The sequence below is a fragment of the Delftia sp. Cs1-4 genome (assembly GCF_000214395.1).
GTDB lineage: Bacteria > Pseudomonadota > Gammaproteobacteria > Burkholderiales > Burkholderiaceae_C > Comamonas > Comamonas acidovorans.
This window is the reverse complement of sequence record NC_015563.1, coordinates 2,888,336-2,905,614: the sequence shown is the minus strand read 5'-3', so window position 1 is coordinate 2,905,614 and position 17,279 is coordinate 2,888,336. Positions and strand designations below refer to the sequence as shown.

Annotated in this window: 15 protein-coding genes; 2 read left to right on the top strand and 13 right to left on the bottom strand. The window is 67.1% G+C overall.

Annotated elements, in window-relative coordinates; all coding sequences use genetic code 11:
- Positions 1-301: 301 nt before the first annotated feature.
- Genes DELCS14_RS12745 through DELCS14_RS12725 form a run of 5 tightly spaced genes read right to left on the bottom strand, consistent with a single transcriptional unit; the run spans position 302 to position 6,051 of the window.
- Positions 302-1,402, bottom strand: coding sequence for an alpha/beta hydrolase (locus DELCS14_RS12745; protein WP_083829080.1), 1,101 nt, complete (start codon positions 1,400-1,402; stop codon positions 302-304).
- Positions 1,403-1,457: 55 nt separating this feature from the next.
- Positions 1,458-2,534 carry an alpha/beta fold hydrolase gene (locus DELCS14_RS12740; RefSeq protein WP_083829122.1) on the bottom strand — a complete coding sequence of 359 codons (1,077 nt, stop codon included), beginning with the start codon at positions 2,532-2,534 and terminating at the stop codon, positions 1,458-1,460.
- 2 nt (positions 2,535-2,536) lie between these two features.
- Positions 2,537-3,763, bottom strand: a complete 1,227-nt coding sequence (locus DELCS14_RS12735; protein ID WP_013801973.1) for a carboxymuconolactone decarboxylase family protein — start codon at positions 3,761-3,763, stop codon at positions 2,537-2,539.
- Complete coding sequence (locus DELCS14_RS12730) at positions 3,760-5,190, bottom strand: MFS transporter (protein WP_013801972.1); 1,431 nt, start codon at positions 5,188-5,190, stop codon at positions 3,760-3,762. The genes DELCS14_RS12735 and DELCS14_RS12730 overlap by 4 nt, the downstream gene beginning before the upstream one ends.
- Positions 5,191-5,199: 9 nt before the next feature.
- Positions 5,200-6,051, bottom strand: coding sequence for an aldo/keto reductase (locus DELCS14_RS12725; RefSeq protein ID WP_043796054.1), 852 nt, complete (start codon positions 6,049-6,051; stop codon positions 5,200-5,202).
- Between the two features lie 125 nt (positions 6,052-6,176).
- On the opposite strand from DELCS14_RS12725, the gene DELCS14_RS12720 reads away from it, so the two are divergent.
- Positions 6,177-7,136: a LysR family transcriptional regulator gene (locus DELCS14_RS12720; protein ID WP_013801970.1), complete on the top strand. Its 960-nt coding sequence runs from the start codon at positions 6,177-6,179 to the stop codon at positions 7,134-7,136.
- Positions 7,137-7,190: 54 nt separating this feature from the next.
- Here DELCS14_RS12720 and DELCS14_RS12715 read toward each other — a convergent pair whose 3' ends face one another.
- Positions 7,191-8,075, bottom strand: coding sequence for a LysR family transcriptional regulator (locus tag DELCS14_RS12715; RefSeq protein ID WP_013801969.1), 885 nt, complete (start codon positions 8,073-8,075; stop codon positions 7,191-7,193).
- 119 nt (positions 8,076-8,194) lie between these two features.
- Between DELCS14_RS12715 and argC the strand changes: the two genes are divergently transcribed.
- Entirely contained in the window at positions 8,195-9,163 is a 969-nt protein-coding gene (argC, locus tag DELCS14_RS12710) for an N-acetyl-gamma-glutamyl-phosphate reductase (RefSeq protein ID WP_013801968.1), read from the top strand.
- A 78-nt stretch (positions 9,164-9,241) separates the two neighbouring features.
- Here argC and DELCS14_RS12705 read toward each other — a convergent pair whose 3' ends face one another.
- Genes DELCS14_RS12705 through DELCS14_RS12675 form a run of 7 tightly spaced genes read right to left on the bottom strand, consistent with a single transcriptional unit; the run spans position 9,242 to position 17,270 of the window.
- Positions 9,242-10,423 carry a dihydrodipicolinate synthase family protein gene (locus DELCS14_RS12705; RefSeq protein ID WP_013801967.1) on the bottom strand — a complete coding sequence of 394 codons (1,182 nt, stop codon included), beginning with the start codon at positions 10,421-10,423 and terminating at the stop codon, positions 9,242-9,244.
- A gap of 14 nt (positions 10,424-10,437) precedes the next feature.
- Positions 10,438-12,051: a GMC family oxidoreductase N-terminal domain-containing protein gene (locus DELCS14_RS12700; RefSeq protein WP_013801966.1), complete on the bottom strand. Its 1,614-nt coding sequence runs from the start codon at positions 12,049-12,051 to the stop codon at positions 10,438-10,440.
- Between the two features lie 11 nt (positions 12,052-12,062).
- A complete protein-coding gene (locus DELCS14_RS12695) occupies positions 12,063-12,848 on the bottom strand; it encodes a 3-ketoacyl-ACP reductase (RefSeq protein ID WP_013801965.1) in 786 nt (261 codons plus the stop codon).
- On the bottom strand, positions 12,845-14,380 hold the full coding sequence (locus DELCS14_RS12690) for a GMC family oxidoreductase (protein ID WP_013801964.1): 1,536 nt from the start codon (positions 14,378-14,380) through the stop codon (positions 12,845-12,847). Before DELCS14_RS12690 ends, DELCS14_RS12695 begins: the two co-directional genes overlap by 4 nt.
- Positions 14,377-15,492: an ABC transporter ATP-binding protein gene (locus DELCS14_RS12685; protein ID WP_013801963.1), complete on the bottom strand. Its 1,116-nt coding sequence runs from the start codon at positions 15,490-15,492 to the stop codon at positions 14,377-14,379. Before DELCS14_RS12685 ends, DELCS14_RS12690 begins: the two co-directional genes overlap by 4 nt.
- Positions 15,493-15,520: 28 nt before the next feature.
- Entirely contained in the window at positions 15,521-16,405 is an 885-nt protein-coding gene (locus DELCS14_RS12680) for a carbohydrate ABC transporter permease (RefSeq protein WP_013801962.1), read from the bottom strand.
- Entirely contained in the window at positions 16,398-17,270 is an 873-nt protein-coding gene (locus tag DELCS14_RS12675; protein WP_013801961.1) for a sugar ABC transporter permease, read from the bottom strand. The genes DELCS14_RS12680 and DELCS14_RS12675 overlap by 8 nt, the downstream gene beginning before the upstream one ends.
- Between the last annotated feature and the right edge of the window lie 9 nt (positions 17,271-17,279).

Here is a 17,279-nt window from a genome sequence, read left to right as displayed (position 1 = left end):
CAACTTGAGTTGAAGGTCAAGCGGCAAACTACAGATCCCTGATACCAGGTCGAAGACAAACCCGACGGCTCGCTGGCTGTCTGCACCCCCCGGCATCTCCATCATGCCGGGGAGCCTGGGGCCTGGACACTGCGACCTGCTTTGGTGCACCTGGTGAAGGCCCGGTTCGGGCCGGCAGCGCCTGTGCACAAGCCGCGAGCACGGACCTCCAGCAGTCGCCAGGCTGCATTGGCGTTCAATGTCATTGGACTCAGCCGCCTTCACACGCCCGTGTTGCATCGGAGTGTTTCACCCCGCCCTGTCAAATGTTCTTCCCGTAGAACGGGACCAGCTTGGCCACCACGGCCTCAACGTATTCAGGGACCCAATAGGTTTCAATGTGGGTTGCGCCCTGGATCTTGAACAGCTCCTTGTCCTTGGCACCGCTGGCCTTGGCGAACGCCTCCTCGGTCATGTAGAGGCTGTCCGCCTTGCTGCCGGCAATCATCAACAAGGGTTGCTCGATCAGTTCGATCTGGTCAGTGGCGTCCCAGCGCATCAGGTCCAGCAGGCTGCTCGTCGTGTACTTGAAGGTCGAGCCGGGATGGGCATGCGTGCGCCAGTAGTACTCATAGCCCTGTCGGTACATCTCGAAGGGCAGCGCTGCGATCTGCTCGTCCGTCATGTCCGCGTCGCCCGAGTAGAGGATCTTGCCACCGGCCACCTGCTGAGCACGGGCATCCGAGGCCTGCTTCAGGCGCTGCTGGATCGTGGATAGCTGCGAGTCTGCGAAACCGTTGCGGCGGACCCTGCCGGAATTGAACATGCTCAGCGTTGCAACGGACTTGAAGCGCTTGTCCGTCTTCGCCGCTGCCAGCGAATAGCCGCCGCCACCGCAGATGCCGAGGAGGCCGAGACGATCCGCATCGACGCCCGCGTAGGTGGTGATGAAGTCCGCCATGCCATGAATGTCCTCGATGCGGTTCATCGGCGTGTCCACTGAACGCGGCAGGCCACCGCTGCCGCCTTGATAGGCTGCATCGGCCGTGATCGCCACGTAGCCGTGCTCGGCCAAGCGTTGGGCATACAGACCGGCGGTCTGTTCTTTCACACCACCGTTGGGGTGTGCAACGACGACAGCGGGGTACTTCCTTGCCGGGTCGAAGTTCGCCGGCGTATAGACATTGGCCACGATGTCCAAGCCGCCGAGTTTGTACTTCACCGGGTGGATGTTCACCTTGCCAGGCAGGTTCTGCGTGATGGCGTCGCCATAGACGAGCGTGAAGGGGTTCTTCTTGTAATCGGCCGCTGATGACGGCGAGGGAAGAGCCATGGCTGTAGCTCCGAGGGCTGCTGCAGAAATTGCGATGGCCGAAGTGCCCAGGAACTCGCGGCGCTTCGTGTCAATGGATACGTGGGTCATGGGTCGTCCGATCTACTGAGACATCTGTGCGGTTCTTGCGAACCAGGCGAAAGGGTCAATCGAGCCTCTTCCTGGTGAGGAAGGAGGACACCAGGTCCGCGATCTGGACGTTGTTCAGGTCGGACATGATGAAGTGGGTGTTCCCGCGTATGCCCACCTCAGGCAGATGCACGAGCTGCGCATCTCCGCCGTGCCTGTTGACGGCGTCCACCCAAAGGCGAGCCATGGCGAGCCGGACGCGCCAGTTGTCCTGGCCGCGCTCGGTGGTGGGCTCAGTGGGGAAGTTGTCGCCGTAGTAAATGACGATGGGGATGCGGGTGAGCTTTTGGAAGTCTTGTGCCGATACAGCCTCCGGCGCCAGGGTTCCCGCAGCGCTGGGCATGGCGGCCGGCAGCTCCCCCGGCGGGAAGATGAAGCCGCTGCCCGGCTCGAACGCCACGACGCCCTTGACGTTGGCGCTCTTGATGGCTGTCAGCCAGCCAGGTCCGCCGCCCTGCGAGTGCGTGAAGAGGATGGCCGGGCCTGTATTGGTGAAGAGCGCAGCCATCGCCTCGGCGATCACGTTGGCGTCATAGGCGCCGGTGTTCGGCGTCACCGAGCGCAGGAACTGGTTCAGCGTCTCCGGCTGGCGGTCGAACTGCACGTTGTCGAAATAGCTCGGCCACTTGCCAAAACGGAACTGGTCGAAGAACAGCTGGTCGTAGGGCGTCGGCTCGGTCGTCGTGGCGACGGTGCTGTTGCCGGCCCTGCCTCGGCGCGGCTGATCGACAAGGTAGACCGGGAAGCCGCGGCGCAGGAACAGGTTCTGGAAGCCCTCGCGGCCATCCGACGTCGTTTCCCAGCTCCGAGCCGACTGGAAGGCGCCGTGCAGCATCACGATGGGCAAAGGCCTCGGATTCTGCGGGACCTGATAGAAGGCGTAGAGGTGATCGCCGTGGAAGCTTTGCCCTGCGCTTGTCGGCTTGTCGTTGTCGTAGACGCCGGGCACCGTCTTCACAACGCCACCGACCGCGAAGCTGCCCTGGCGCTGAATGACCAGGGGCCTCGGCGAACTGTCCGAATGAGAGGCGCAACCTGCCAGCGATACAGCCAAGACAAGTGCTCCTGCGCGGAAGATGCGGGTGATGCTCATCATCAGCCTTTGGATGCAGCGTCGAGGACCTGCACGAGTGCGTCATTGGCGCGGGCTGCCACCTCGGGGCCGACCCCTTGCGCCAGCGCTTGGCTCAGCTGCCGCAGTTGCGATGCGGTCAGACCCACGCGCAGGCTGGCTCGCATGTGGGACCGCAGCTGGTTCTCTGCGCCCGGTGTCGCAGCCAGCGCTCCGACCGTGGCCAGCTCGCGGCTGCGCCAATCGAGGTTGTCGCGCTCGAAAATGTCGCCAAACAGGTGAGCCTGCAGAAACTGATTGATGATCGGCGCGAACTCGAACACCGGGCCCTGGACCGGTCCACCTGAAATCTCGGTCTGATTGGCCTGGCCGGCCAGCACCAACTCACGGCCGGTGGACACGGCTCGGCTGGGGTCGCGACCCGGCGCGTCCTGCACGCCGCGCTGCTTGCGCAGCTCGACGACCTTGAGCAGTTCGCCGAGCGCATTGAGACTTCTGGGGAAGCCCGCGTAGGCGTAGAGCTGCACCAGGACTTCCTTGGCCTCGCTGACTGTCATGCCCGCGTCCAGCCCCTGGTTCAGTGCCATGCCCAGCCGGGGCATGTCGCTGATTGCCGTGAAGGCGGCCATGAGCGCAATGGCGCGTTGCCTGGGGCTCAGCGAATCGGACGCAGGCTGCACGACCCTCTGTGGCTCCTGTGGCTCCTGTGGCTTCTGCGGCTGCTGTGCCCTCTGGCCGGTCATCGCGGAAAGGCCTGCGCTCACCACGGCGGCCTGGTAGTCCTGCTCGCAGAGTTTGTCCTGCCAGGCCACGGCGCTGCCGTTTTCTTTCTCGGCAATGGCGATGTGGGTCATGGAGCCTTGAGGCCCGGCGCCATGCCAGTGGCGCACGTTGGGCGGGATGGTCACGACATCGCCCGGGCGAATGATGAGCGCCGGCTGGCCTTGTTGTTGCACAAGGCCCTGTCCCTCGGTGACGATCAGCGTCTGACCGAGCGGATGGGTATGCCAGGCCGTCCGCGCACGGGCCGTGAACGTGACGGTCGCTCCACCGGCCGTTGCGGGGAGCAGCGCCTGAAAGGGTGAGCTGATGCGGACGTCGCCGGTGAACGTCTCGGCCGATCCAACGGTGACCTGCTGCGCAGACGCGGGGCGAACTTCGACGACGGGCGGCATTGCGCCAGGACCGGCAGACTGCGCCGCAGCGGCTGTCACCGCACCGCTCAGGGCCATTGAAAGCAGTGATTTCACGAGAGCGCCTCCTGTTGTTTCGCCTGATGGCGGCGGTGCGGCTTGACGATAAAGAACCACGAGACGATCAGCGCCAGGCCGAGCAGCACAGCGGCCACGTCCATGACGGCAGCAATGCGATGCGCGAGGGCAGCACTGTCTTGTTGATCGATGGACGAACCAGCGCTGGCGAAGACAAGAACCAGCAGTCCAAGCCCCAGTGCTCCCCCCAACTGGTGAGCCACGTTGACCAGGCCGGAGGCAGCACCCGCGTCCTCACGCGCCACTCCCGCCACACCGGCCGCGGTCAGCGGTGCCAGCAACAAGCCCTGGCCCAGTCCGATCAGGACCATGGGCGGGGCGATGCCGGTCCAATAGCTCGATAGCGCATGCGCTTGGCCCAACCAGGCGAGGCCCACCATTCCGAGCAGCAGGCCGGCGAGAAGCAGCGTTTCGTTGCCGAAGCGGCGGGCCAGCCCGGGCACGGCCATGGCCGAGGCAAAGTTGGGCAGCGTCACGGGCAGGAAGGCAATGCCCGCTTGCATGGGCCGCAGATGCAGCACGCCCTGCAGGAACTGCGTACAGAAGAACCAGAAGCCGACGGCGCCGCCCAGGAAGAGCATGCGCGTGATGTACGCACCGGCTCGCTGCGGGCTGGTGAGCAGGCGCATCGGCAGGATGGGTTGCCGGACCCGGCGCTCAATGCCGATGAAGAGCAGGATCATCAGCATGCCCCCGACCAGGGCCCCCTGTGCGAGGCCATCGTGCCAGCCAGCTTCGGCTGCTCGAACCAGGCCGTAGACCAGCGCCGTCATCCCTATGGTCGAGCTGATGGCGCCGCCCACGTCGAACTGGCCTTCCTGCTTCTGGGTCTCGGCAATGTGGCCACGCGCAGCGACGATCAACAGCAACCCTATCGGCAGGTTGATGAAAAAGCCTGCGCGCCAGGACACCAAATCAGCGAACAGGCCGCCCAAGACCAGGCCCAGGGTTGCGCCGACACCGGCAGCCGCCGCGTACAGCGAGAGCGCCCGGGTGCGGCCTGGCCCCTCCGCGAAATGCGTGGACAGCAGTGCGAGCGTGGACGGTGCAAGGACGGCGGCGCCTACACCTTGAATTGCGCGGGAGACCAGCAACCAGCTTGCGCCAGGCGCCAGGCCGATGGAGACGGAGGCGAGTGTGAACAGCGCCAGCCCCAGGATGAACATCCGCCGGCGGCCCAGGATGTCGCCAGCGCGGGCACCCAGGAGCAGCAAGCCACCGAAAGCCAGCGTATAGGCATTGGTCACCCATGACAGTTGCGCCGAAGTGAAGCCCAGGCTTGACTGGATGCGGGGCAGACCCGTGATGACGATGGAGATGTCCACGACGATCATCAGGTAGCTGGCAACGATGATGGCCAGGACCTTGTTCTCGTTGCGGATGGGGCAGGATTGCGCGGCGTTCATCGCGGTCACTCAGATGTCCAGCCTGCGCTCGGACATCCACTTGACGATGGCCGGGTCGCGGTGAGAGAAGAAGCTGCTCGTGTTGGTGTCGAGCGTGGCGATGCTTGCCATGTGGGCGTCGCTGAGTGCGAAGTCGAAGATGGCGATGTTCTCTGCCATGCGCTCCTTGCGGACCGACTTGGCGAGCGCGACGATCCCGCGCTGTACCAGCCAGCGCAGCACCACCTGGCCGACCGACTTGCCGTAGTGCCGGGCGATGCCGATCAGCACTTCGTTCTGGAAGAGACCGTTGCGGCCTTCGGCAAACGGAGCCCAGGCCTCGGCCTGCACACCCATCTCTCTCATGAACGGCACGGCTTCCAACTGCTGCTGGAAGGGATTCACTTCGACTTGGTTGACCGCCGGTGCAATCTCGTTGAACGCCTTGATGTCCATCAGGCGGTCCGGTTGGAAGTTGCTGACGCCGATGGCGCGCAGCTTGCCCGCGCGGTAGGCGTCCTCCATCGCGCGCCACGAACCGTGGACGTCGCCGAAGGGCTGGTGAATCAGGTACAGGTCGAGGTAGCTGAGCTGCAGCCGACGCAGGGACTTGTCGATGGCTTGCTGCGTGCGCTCGTAGCCGGTCTCCTGCACCCAGAGCTTGCTGGTGACGAAGAGCTGGTCACGCGGCACGCCACTGGAGCGCAATCCCTTGCCGACCGCTTCTTCGTTCATGTAGGAGGCGGCGGTGTCGATCAGCCGGTAGCCGGTTTCGATGGCGTCGACGACGCTGCGCTGGCACTCATTGGCATCGGCGATCTGGAAGACGCCATACCCGACCATGGGCATGTGAAGACCGTTGTTCAGAACGACGTGTTGCATGAGCTTTGCCTTGTAGAGGTTCGATGGCACGAACTTTAGGCAACGGACTGGCATCTGAATAGATGCATTTGAGTTGTTGAATTAGCATCAATTCAATGACAATGAAAGCCGCGAGGAGGCCATTCATGGCGATCAACGAGCTTCGATCCATCACGACCTTTATCAAGGCAGCGGAACTTGGCAGCCTGCGCAAAGCCGCAGCAGACCTTGGCATCAGCCCCCAGGCGGCAAGCAAGGCATTGGCCCAGCTGGAAGCCCATCTGGACGTGCGCCTGTTCCATCGGACAACGCGTGTGATGTCGCTGACCGATGCAGGACAGCGGCTGTTCGAAGACGTGCGGCCGGCCGTGACGGGAATGCACAGAGCGCTGCAGTCCGCCAAGTCGGCACGGGATGAATTTGCGGGCCCGCTGCGCATCACGGGCCCTCGCACCACGTTCCAGCCGATTCTCTGGCGCCTGGTCGACGAGTTTTGCGATATGCATCCAGGGATCCAGCCCGACGTCCTGCTGGACGACCGTATCGGCAACTGGGTGGAGGATCGCGTGGACGTGGGCTTTCGCCTCGGCCCGTCGCCCCATGAGGGCGTGATTGCACGGCGGCTGTTCCCGGTTCAGTTACCCATCTGCGGTGCACCTTCTTACTTCGCGAAGCACGGTGTGCCCGAGTCGTTGGCTGACCTGGCCACACACCGCTGCAGCGCTTATCGGCATCCGAGCACGGGGAAAGTGCTGCCGTGGCGGGTGAAGATCGACGGCCAGGCCGCCGACCAGCCAGTCGCCCCGACGATCTGCAGCAACGACGAGCTGTTTGAGCTGCAAGCCGTCCTGGCCGGCAAGGTGCTGGCCCAGCTCGCGGGCGTCACCGCGGCACCGTTTATCCGCTCCGGCAAGCTGATCCCGATCCTCGTGGACCACATGCCGGACTACGCCAGCTACTTCGTCTACTTCGGAAGCAGGTCGTCCCAGCCAGTACGAGCCCGTGCATTCATCGATTTGGCCGTTCAACGTCTGGTGGACAGCCCCGAGTACGTACTCAACCCCAGCGAGCTCCGGGGCAAAGTCGGGCGACCAGGCCGCGCTTGATGCGGCGCAAGCAACATCAGCCATGGCCCCGAACGCACGGCGCCCCCTCCCCCTTCAACGCCCCCGCATCCCCATCAAAACCTCAATCGTCACCGTCGTCGCGTCGTCATCCGGCCTTTTGCGATGCGCGATGCCCAACGCCCTTGACAGTGCCGGCCGCAGGGGCCGCGTGGTGATGCGGGGGTCAGGCTGCGGTGCGCCGGCCTCATGGGGCAGCAGCGCGGCGCCGTAGCCCGCCGCCACCAGGCTCTTCATTGCGTCGTTGTAGTTCAGCTCGATGCGTGCCTGCGGCCGGGCGCCGCCTGCGGCAAACCATTCGGCGGTCTGGCGCGACAGCCGGGTGCCACGGTCGTTGGCGATCAGGGGGCGGGCTGCAAGCCAGGCGGGCGTGATGTGCCGCGGCGGCTTCCAGGCGGCCGGGATGAAGGCCAGCACCGGGTCCTGGCGCCAGGCCTGCACCTGCAGCCCGCGCAGCACGGGCTGCGGCAAGGCAACGATGCCGATGTCCAGGCTGCCGGCAGCCAGGCGCGCCAGGGCTTCCTCGCTGGTCATCACCGCCACTTGCACGTCGATCTCGGGATGCCGGGCGGCCAGGGTTTCCAGCGCCTGGGGCAACAGGTGCGCGAGTGCGCCGGTGGAGGCGCCCAGGCGCACGCGGCCCCCGCGCGTGGCGATCTGGCGCTGCACGGTCTGCAGGAGATCATCGGCCTCGGCCAGGAGCTGGCGCGCCTTGTCTATCAGCAGGCTGCCCGCCGATGTGGCGGTGACGCCGGCCGGTGCACGGTGCAATAGACGTGTGCCCAGACGCTCTTCGAGCTGCGCCACATGCAGCGTCACCGTGGGCGGCGCCAGGTGCAGCACCTTGGCGGCGGCAACGAATGAGCCCAGGTCGGCCACCGTCAGCAGGGTGCGCAGACGGTCCAGATTGATTTCGCGCATGGTGCGGTGTCCCAGGTTGCCAGCAATTCAGGAATCATGAATCCGTAGTTTGTCAGATTCAACTGGCCTGCATGCGGCAGGCGCTGCACCATGCGTTCCACACCCAATCGGAGCAACCCATGACCTCTCTTGTTTTAATCGATGGCGACCAAGGCACCACCGGCCTGCAGGTGCGCGAATGGCTGGCGGATCGGACCGACCTGCGCCTGCTGCAACTGCCGGCCGACCTGCGCAAAAGCACGGCGCACCGGGCCGAGGCGCTCAACGACTGCGACATCGCCTTGCTGTGCCTGCCGGACGAGGCTGCGCGCGAGGCCGTGGCGCTGGTGCGCCGGCCCGGCGTGCGCGTGATCGATGCGAGTTCTGCGCATCGCACCGCACCGGGCTGGGTCTATGGCCTGCCGGAACTGGAGGCAGGCCAGGCTGAACGCATCGCCCATGCCCGGCGCGTCAGCAATCCCGGCTGCTATCCGACAGGTGCGCTGGCACTGCTCAGGCCCTTGATCGACGCGGGCCTGCTGCCCCCCGACTACCCGCTGGCCATTCACGCGGTATCGGGCTATTCGGGACGGGGCCGCGCAGGACTGCTGGACCATGAGGGCGCTGCCGCCACGACTGCCGTGCCCCTGCAGGTCTATGGCCTGGGTCTGCACCACAAGCACGTGCCCGAGATCCAGCAGCATGCCGGCCTGGCCCATGCGCCGGTGTTCGTGCCGGCCTATGGCCACTACCGGCAAGGCATCGTGCTGACCATCGCCCTGCATCTGCGGCTGCTGCCCGCGGGTGTGACCGCACGCAGCCTGCACGCTGCGCTGCAGGCGCGGTACCAGGGCCAGCCCTGCATCGAGCTGCAACCCCTGGAGGAGGACGCCGATGCGCAGCGGCTCGATCCGCGCGCGCTCAATGGCAGCAACCGGATGCGGCTCGCGGTGTTCGGGCAGCCGCAGGAGCAGCAGGTGCTGCTGACCGCCGTGTTCGACAACCTGGGCAAGGGCGCCGCCGGCGCGGCGGTGCAGAACCTTGATCTGATGCTCGGGCTGCAGCCGATGCTGCAGCCAGGATGCGATGAATCCCTGAGCCTGGTGTGAGCCTGGTGTGAGCGTGGAGTGAGTGCGGTGTGAGCTGCCGGCCTGGGGAAGGCGGAGCAAGATCCGGGCAATCCTGCTTCAAGCCTCGACGCCACAGGCCACCGACAGATAGCTTTTCATGCGCGCGCTGGCCCGTTCCGGGTCGGCCAGCGCACCGCAGGCATCGGCCAGCTCGAACACCTTGGCAAAGTGCACAGCCCCGCGTGCAGACTGCATTCCGCCGGCCATGGAGAAGTGCTTCTGGTGGCCATTGAGCCAGGCCAGGAACACGATGCCTGCCTTGTAATGCCGCGTGGGCGCGCAAAAAATCTCGCGCGACAGCGCCACCGTGGGATCCAGCAGTTCCCGGAAGCGCCCGCTGCGGCCCTGGGCCAGTTCTGCCAGCGCCACGGCCGCCACTGGGGCGATGGGGTCGAAGATGCCCAGCAGGCCGTGGGAGTGGCCGCCCTCACCGGCTGCCGTCCCATCGCCGGCCATGAGTTCGGCGTAGTGGAAATCGTCACCCGTGTACATCTTCACGCCCGCAGGCAGCCTGCGGCGCAGCGCCCTCTCCCATTGCGCATCGAGCAGCGATACCTTGATGCCTTCGACCTTGGGCGCCTTCGCTGCGATCAGCGCGGCGACGGTATCGAGGGCCTGCGCCAGGTCCGTACTGCCCCAGTAGCCGCGCAGCGCAGGGTCGAACATCTCGCCCAGCCAGTGCAGCACCACGGGCTGGTCGGCAGCGTCCAGCAGCCGGTCATAGAGTTGCAGATAGTCCTGCGGGCCGCGCGCGGCCTGGGCCAGGGCGCGGCTGGCCATGAGGACCACGGGGCAGCCTTCGGCCTGCACCACGTCCATCTGCTCGCGGTAGGCCCCCTCGACCTGTGCCAGCGTGACGCCGGGTTGCGCCGCCAGCTGGTCGGTGCCCGCGCCGCAGGCCAGCTGGCCGCCCACTGCCCGCGCATGGCGCGCGCTGCGCTGGATGAGTTCGCGTGCCGATGGCCAGTCCAGGCCCATGCCGCGCTGGGCCGTGTCCATGGCTTCGGCGACCTTGAAGCCCAGGCGGTACAGATGCTCGCGGAAGGCCAGCGTCGCCTCCCAATCGATGGCAGGCGGGCCATCCCAGGGATGCGTGGCGGCCAACGGGTCGATCACCACATGGGCCGCTGCGTAGACGCTGCGGTTGAAGGCAGGGGCCGGGCCCGCGGGAGCGATGGGACTGGCCTTCATGGCCAGTGGCACGAGACGGCCGTCGCTTCGGGGAAGGAGGATCTGCATGGGGGTCTCCTGCCTCAAGCCAGTCGGCCGAGGATGTGGTCGGCAGCCTTCTCGGCCACCATGATGGTGGGAGCGTTGGTGTTGCACGATGGGATGAAGGGCATCACGGACGCATCGGCCACGCGCAGCCCCTCCATGCCGATGAGCTGCAGTTGCGGCGTCACCACGCTGTCCGGGTCGTGCTCGGGGCCCATGCGGCAGGTGCCCACGGGATGGTGGTCGGTCTTGGCATGGGCGCAGGCGTAGTCAGACAGTTCGGCATCGCTGTCCCGATGTCCGCCCGGCAATACCTCGCCGTGCACGTAGCGCCGCAGCGCGGGCTGGCACAGCAGCTTGCGCGCAAGGCGCAGGCCCTTGATGGACATGGCCCGGTCATGCGGGTCTGCCCAGTAGTTGGGATCGATCAAGGGCGCCGACGCCGGGTCTGCATCCGCGAGCCGGACCGTGCCACGCGAGCGGGGGCGCAGGTAGGCCGTGTTCAGCGTCACGCCCGCGTTCTCCAGCCCGGTCATTCCGGCTTCTATGCCCGAGCCCAGCCCCAGATGGAACTGGATGTCGGGCGAGCGCGCGAGCGCATCGGGGTCGGCATACCAGAAGCCCCCGGTCTCGAAGAGGCTGGAGGCGGCCGGCCCTTTCTTGAGCAGCAGGTACTGCAGGCCCGCCCAGGCCGCGTGCCAGGGGCGCTGGTATTTGTCGTAGGTGTGGTCGCCCGTGCATTCGGCGATCACGAACAGGTCCAGGTGGTCCTGCAGGTTGGAGCCGACACCAGGGAGGTCATGCACAGGCGCCAGCCCCACGCTGCGCAGATGGTCGGCAGGGCCTATGCCGGAGTGCATCAGCAGCCTGGGCGAGCCTATGGCGCCCGAGCAGACGATGACTTCGCGGCTGGCGTGCACGCTGAAAGGCGTGCGGCTGGTGCCCGAGACCGCCTCCACGCCAACCGCGCGCCTGCCCTGCACCAGCACGCGCAGCGCCTGGGTCTGCAGCTGGATGGTCAGATTGGGGCGGCGCATGCGCACCGGATCGATGAAGCCGGTGGCGGCCGACGCACGGCGCGCATTCCACTGCGTGAGCTGGTAGTAGCCCAGGCCCTGCTGCGCGGCGCCGTTGAAGTCGGGGTTGAAGGGCATGCCCATTTCCTGGCCGGCCTGGAAGAAGGCCTCGCAGATGGGCAGCGGGCTGACGGGGCAGGACACGCCCAGCGGGCCGCCGTAGCCGTGGTACTCGTTGGCAAAGCGCTGGTTGTTCTCCGACCGCTTGAAGTACGGCAGCACGTCGCGCCAGGACCAGCCCGTGGCGCCGCCCAGGCGCTCCCAGTCGTCATAGTCTGCCGGCACGCCGCGCGTGTACAGCTGGGCGTTGATGGTCGAGCCGCCACCGATGACCTTGGCCTGCGTGTAGCGCAGCACGCGCTGGTTCAGATGCCGCTGCGGCACGGTCTGCCATCCCCAGGAGCCCCGGCCCCGGGTCATGCGCGCAAAGCCCGCAGGCCAGTGGTACAGAAGATGCGAGTCCCAGCCCCCGGCCTCCAGCAGCAGCACGCGCACCGAGGGGTCGGCGCTCAGCCGGTTGGCCAGCACGCAGCCCGCCGAGCCCGCGCCCGTGATGATGTAGTCATAGCTGTCCATGGTCATCCTCCTCACAGCCGCGCGATGGAGAGCGCGCCATCCACATGCAGCACCGACCCCGTCGCAAACGCCAGCCTGCCGCTTGCCAGCGCGCTGGCGGCCTGCGCCACGTCCTCGGGCCGGCCCCAGCGGCCCATGGGCACAAGGCCCGCAGCGATCAGGCCGTCGTACCGATCGGCAGCGCCCGCCGTCATGGCAGTGCGGACGATGCCGGGGCGCAGCTCGAACACGCCAATGCCGTGCGCCGCCAGGCGCAGCGCGAACAGGCGCGTCAGCATGCCCAGGCCGGCCTTGGACAGGCAGTACTCGCCGCGCTCCACCGACGCCATCTCGCCGCTGACCGAGGACACGGTGACGATGGACCGCGCAGCGCCGGAAGGCGCAGCCAGCATGCGCTGCGCCACGGCCTGCGTGAAAAAGAAGCTGCCGCGCAGGTTGGTGGCCATCACCAGGTCGAAATCCTCGGCGCGGATGTCCAGCAGATCGCCGCGGCGCGGCGATCCCATGCCTGCGTTGTTGACCAGGCAGGACGGCACACCGCCCCAGGCGCAGACCGCATCGAGCACACGAGCGTGGTCGTGCACGTCGGCCAGGTCGCCGCGCACATGCAGCGCACGCGCGCCGCAGGCCTGGATCTGCGCGACGCTGGCGCCGTCACTGGCGCCGTCGTCCTGCAGCGTGGTGATGGCCACGTCAAAGCCGTCGTGCGCCAGTTGCAGCACAATGGCGGCGCCTATGCCCTGGCTGCCGCCGGTGACCAGGGCCACGGGGCGCCGTGCCGTCGATTGCGGATTCATGGCAGCAGCTCCTGAAGGTGGTGACGCAGGTGGCTGCCCACGCGCAGGGCCTGGGCAGCCACGGTCAGCGCGGGGTTGACGGCGGCCGAGGACGGGAAGAATCCCGCATCGACCACATACAGGTTGTCCAGCTCCCAGGCCTTGCACTGCGGGTCCAGCGCCGAGGTGGCCGGATCACTCCCAAGGCGCACCGTTCCGCACTGGTGCGACACCACCTCGGTGCCGAAGCCGCGCGACAGCACCAGCGGGTAGCCGGTGCCGTGCAGTATCTGGGCGCAGCGCGCCACCCAACGCTGGTGGGCGCGCAGGTTGGTGCGGTGCCAGTGCAGGTCGATGGCTCCGTCTGCGCGCAGCGTGACGCGGCTGCTGGGGTGGGGCAGGTCCTCGCTTTGCGCGTACCAGTCCACACTGCGCTCGGCCAGCGCGCTGCGCAGCCACCTCGGGGTGCCCGGCAGGGCGGCACGCAGCATGGGCTCGCGGATCTTTCCCAGCAGTTGCAGGCTGCCCAGCGGCGGGCCGCCCGCGCCGTCGCCAAAATAGAAGTCGTGCAGCGCCAGCGTCTTGGGAAAGCGCGTGCGGTTGCGCCTGAACGGGTGCCATGCCATCAGGGCCGTGGTGTTGTGCGTCATGTAGTGGCGGCCCACCACGTCGCTGCCATTGGCCAGGCCGCGCGGATGCCGCGCATTGGCCGAGCGCAGCAGCAGGGCCGCCGAGTTGATGGCACCGGCACTGAGCACGAACAGCCCCGCGGTGATGCGGCGCGCCACGCCGCGGTCCACCACCTCCGCCGCGACGACGCGCCGCCCCCCCGCATCGGTGAGCAGGCGCTGAACGTGCACGCCGGTGTGCAGCCGCACATTGCGGCGCGCCAGCGCAGGCCGCAGCAGGCAGGTTTCGGCATCGCCCTTGGCCCCCACCATGCAGGGCACGGCGTCGCAATTGGCGCAGCGCCGGCAGTGCCCGCCCGGTCCCAGGTCGATGGCGCAGGGCATGGGAAACGGCCGCAGGCCCTGGGCACGCAAGCGCTGCTCGATGCGCGAAAGCAGCGGCTCGTGCGGCACCGGGGGATGGGCATAGGCCGTGCTGCGCGGCGGCTCCGTGGGGTCGGCGCCGCCCTGGCCGCGCACGCCGAACAGTTGCTCGGCCAGGGCATACCAGGGTTCGAGATCGGCATAGCGCAGCGGCCAGGCGGGCGAGATGCCCTCCTCATGCTCCACCGCCTCGAAATCGCGCTGCCGAAAGCGCAGCATGGCCGTGCCGTAGAACTTGGTGTGCCCGCCCACGAAATAGAACATGCCGGGCCGAAACGCCCGCCCGCTGGCGTACCAGACCTCGTCGGTCTGGTAGCGTCTTTCGGCGAAGACGGCCTCGATGTCCCAGTTCTGCGCCTCGCGCGGCAGCACCGGGCCGCGCTCCAGCACCCATACGCTCGCACCGCTGTCCGCCAGTTGCAGGGCCACGGCCGAGCCGCCCACGCCCGAGCCGATGATGAGCACATCGCAGTCCAGCCCGTTGTGCGCCATGGCGGTCATGCGATCAGCGCCTGGGTGGCGGCATCGAAGCAGACCAGCCGAGACAGGTCGATCAGCAGGCGTGCCCTGTCCCCGGCGCGCAACGGCGCATCGGGCGGCAGCCGCGCGGTGAACGCATGGCCACCGAGCTTCAGCAGGGCCAGCGTGTCCGATCCGGTGGGCTCCAGCAGTTCGACGCGGGCCTCGGCCAGGCCCTGGCCGGGGGCGGCCGGCACGCCTTCGGGCATCAGGCCCACGGCCTCGGCACGTATGCCGGCAATGACTTCGCGGCCCGCGTGGCCCTGCAGCGCGGTGGCCAGCGGCTGCGGCAGGGGCAGGGACTGGCCGCCGATATCGAGGAAGGGACCGCCCTGCCCCTCACCCGCCCCCTCACCCACGCGCGCAGGCAGCAGGTTCATGCGCGGCGACCCCATGAAGCCCGCCACAAAGGTGTTGGCCGGCCGGTTGTAGACCTGCTGCGGCGTGCCCAGCTGCTGCAGCACCCCGCCCTTCATGACGGCGATGCGCGTGGCCAGGGTCATGGCCTCGATCTGGTCGTGCGTGACATAGATGATGGTGGCGCCCAGGCGCTGATGCAGCTTCTTGATCTCGGCGCGCATGTCCACGCGCAGCTGGGCATCGAGGTTGGACAGCGGCTCGTCGAAAAGGTAGAGCTGCGGCTCGCGCGCCAGCGCCCGCCCTATGGCAACGCGCTGGCGCTGGCCGCCCGACAGCTGGCGCGGCTTGCGCCCCAGCAGGTGCTCTATCTGCAGCAGCCTGGACACCTCCTGCACCCGCGCAAGGCGCCGCGACTTGTCCACCTTGCGCATCTCCAGCGGAAAGCCGATGTTGCCCGCCACGGTCATGTTGGGGTACAGCGCATACGACTGGAACACCATGGAGATGTCGCGCTCGGCCGGCGCTGCGTGGGTGATGTCGCGGCCGCCCAGCGCCAGGCGGCCGCCGCTGGGCGGCTCCAGGCCCGCGATGATGTTCATCAGCGTGCTCTTGCCGCAGCCCGACGGGCCGACGAGGACCAGGAATTCGCCCTCCTGCACGGCAATGCTGATGTCCTGCAGGATGCTGGCCGCGCCGAAGCGCTTGTGGATGCGGTCGAGATCAAGGAATGCCATGGAATGCCTCACTGCAAGATGCTGGGCATCAGCCTTTGACGGCGCCGGCCATCAGCCCGCGCACGAAGAACCGGCCCGACACCAGGTACACGGCCAGCGTCGGCAAGGCCGCGATGAACGCCCCCGCGAAGTGGACGTTGTATTCCTTGACGCCGGTGCTGCTGTTGACCAGGTTGTTCAGCGCCACGGTCAGCGGGTAGGAGCTGAAATCGCTGAACGAGGCGCCGAACAGGAACTCGTTCCAGATGCTGGTGAACTGCCATATCGCGGCCACCACGACGATGGGCAGGCTGTTGGGCAGCAGCACGCGCCACAGCAGCCCGAAGAACCCCGCGCCATCCATGCGCGCCGAGCGCACCAGCTCGGCCGGGAAGGCCGCGTAGTAGTTGCGAAAGAACAGCGTGGTGAAGCCTATGCCGTACACCGTGTTGACGAAGACCAGGCCCTTGAGGCTGCCCGCCAGGCCCAGCACCCCCAGCATCTTGGCCATGGGAATCAGCACGATCTGGAATGGAATGAAGACCGACAGCAAGATGGCGCCGAACAGCAGGTCCGCCCCCCGGAAACGGAACTGGGTCAGGATGCAGCCGTTGAGCGCGCCCAGGGCCGTGGACAGCAGCACGGATGGCACGGCCACCAGGAAGGAATTGAGGAAGAACGGTCTCAGCCCCGTGGCCTGCACGCCGATCTGCGCCGTGCTCCAGGCGCTGCGCCAGGGCGCCAGCGTCCACTGGCCGGGCAACGCCAGCAGGTGGCCGCTGCGGATCTCGTCGAGCGGCTTGAACGAATTGGCCAGCATCACATAGACCGGCAGCAGGAAGACCGCCGCCAGCAGGACCAGCGCCGCATACAGCAGCACGCGCCAGGGCTGAAGCCGCCGTGTCACGGACCAGGGTGTGCGCAGCTCAGTCATGGCGACCTCCTGCGCTGCGCATGGCGCCCCAGAGATAGGGCAGGACGATGGCACCCACGGCCAGCAGCATCAGCACCGAGCTGGCCGCGCCCACGGCCATCTCGTTGCGGGTGAACGAGTATTGGTACATGAACACCGAGGGCAGCCAGGTCGAACGGCCGGGCCCGCCATTGGTCAGCGCAATCACCAGGTCATAGGACTTGATGGCCATGTGCGCCAGGATCACGAAGGCCGATACGAAAACCGGCCCCAATTGCGGCAGGATGATGCGCCAGTAGATCTGCCAGGTGCGCGCGCCATCGAGCCGCGCCGCATGGATCTGCTCGGAGTCCACCCCGCGCAGGCCCGCCAGGAACAGGGCCATGGCAAAGCCGCTGGTCTGCCACACGGCGGCGATGACCACGCAGTAGATGGCCATGTCGCCGTCCTTGATCCAGCCGAACGCAAAACCCTGCCAGCCCAGCAGGTGCATGGATTTTTCCAGGCCCACGCCGGGGTCGAGCAGCCATTTCCACGCCGTTCCCGTGACGATGAAGGACAGGGCCATGGGGTACAGGAAGATGGAGCGCAGCACGGCCTCGGCGCGGATCTTCTGGTCGATCAGGATGGCCAGTACCAGGCCCAGCGCCATGGCAATGGCGATGTAGAGGCTGGCGAACACCGCGAGGTTGTTCGCCGAGATCTTCCAGTTCTCCAGCCCCAGCAGCCGCGTGTAGGCAGCGGTGCCGGCCCATTCATGGCGCGGCAGCAGGGTCGATGCCGTGAACGACAGATAGACCGTGAACAGAATGCATCCGTACACGCACACCAGCGTGAGCAGCACGCTGGGGCTGAGCAGCAGCCTGGGGAGCCAGCCGGCCTTCATGGCAGGGTC

What these genes read in the sequence shown, in the direction of transcription:
- DELCS14_RS12745 (WP_083829080.1), bottom strand. Translation starts at nt 1,402, where the DNA reads ATGACCCACGTATCCATTGACACGAAGCGCCGCGAGTTCCTGGGCACT.
- DELCS14_RS12740 (WP_083829122.1), bottom strand. Translation starts at nt 2,534, where the DNA reads ATGAGCATCACCCGCATCTTCCGCGCAGGAGCACTTGTCTTGGCTGTA.
- DELCS14_RS12730 (WP_013801972.1), bottom strand. Translation starts at nt 5,190, where the DNA reads ATGAACGCCGCGCAATCCTGCCCCATCCGCAACGAGAACAAGGTCCTG.
- DELCS14_RS12725 (WP_043796054.1), bottom strand. Translation starts at nt 6,051, where the DNA reads ATGCAACACGTCGTTCTGAACAACGGTCTTCACATGCCCATGGTCGGG.
- DELCS14_RS12720 (WP_013801970.1), top strand. Translation starts at nt 6,177, where the DNA reads ATGGCGATCAACGAGCTTCGATCCATCACGACCTTTATCAAGGCAGCG.
- DELCS14_RS12715 (WP_013801969.1), bottom strand. Translation starts at nt 8,075, where the DNA reads ATGCGCGAAATCAATCTGGACCGTCTGCGCACCCTGCTGACGGTGGCC.
- argC (WP_013801968.1), top strand. Translation starts at nt 8,195, where the DNA reads ATGACCTCTCTTGTTTTAATCGATGGCGACCAAGGCACCACCGGCCTG.
- DELCS14_RS12705 (WP_013801967.1), bottom strand. Translation starts at nt 10,423, where the DNA reads ATGCAGATCCTCCTTCCCCGAAGCGACGGCCGTCTCGTGCCACTGGCC.
- DELCS14_RS12700 (WP_013801966.1), bottom strand. Translation starts at nt 12,051, where the DNA reads ATGGACAGCTATGACTACATCATCACGGGCGCGGGCTCGGCGGGCTGC.
- DELCS14_RS12695 (WP_013801965.1), bottom strand. Translation starts at nt 12,848, where the DNA reads ATGAATCCGCAATCGACGGCACGGCGCCCCGTGGCCCTGGTCACCGGC.
- DELCS14_RS12690 (WP_013801964.1), bottom strand. Translation starts at nt 14,380, where the DNA reads ATGACCGCCATGGCGCACAACGGGCTGGACTGCGATGTGCTCATCATC.
- DELCS14_RS12685 (WP_013801963.1), bottom strand. Translation starts at nt 15,492, where the DNA reads ATGGCATTCCTTGATCTCGACCGCATCCACAAGCGCTTCGGCGCGGCC.
- DELCS14_RS12680 (WP_013801962.1), bottom strand. Translation starts at nt 16,405, where the DNA reads ATGACTGAGCTGCGCACACCCTGGTCCGTGACACGGCGGCTTCAGCCC.
- DELCS14_RS12675 (WP_013801961.1), bottom strand. Translation starts at nt 17,270, where the DNA reads ATGAAGGCCGGCTGGCTCCCCAGGCTGCTGCTCAGCCCCAGCGTGCTG.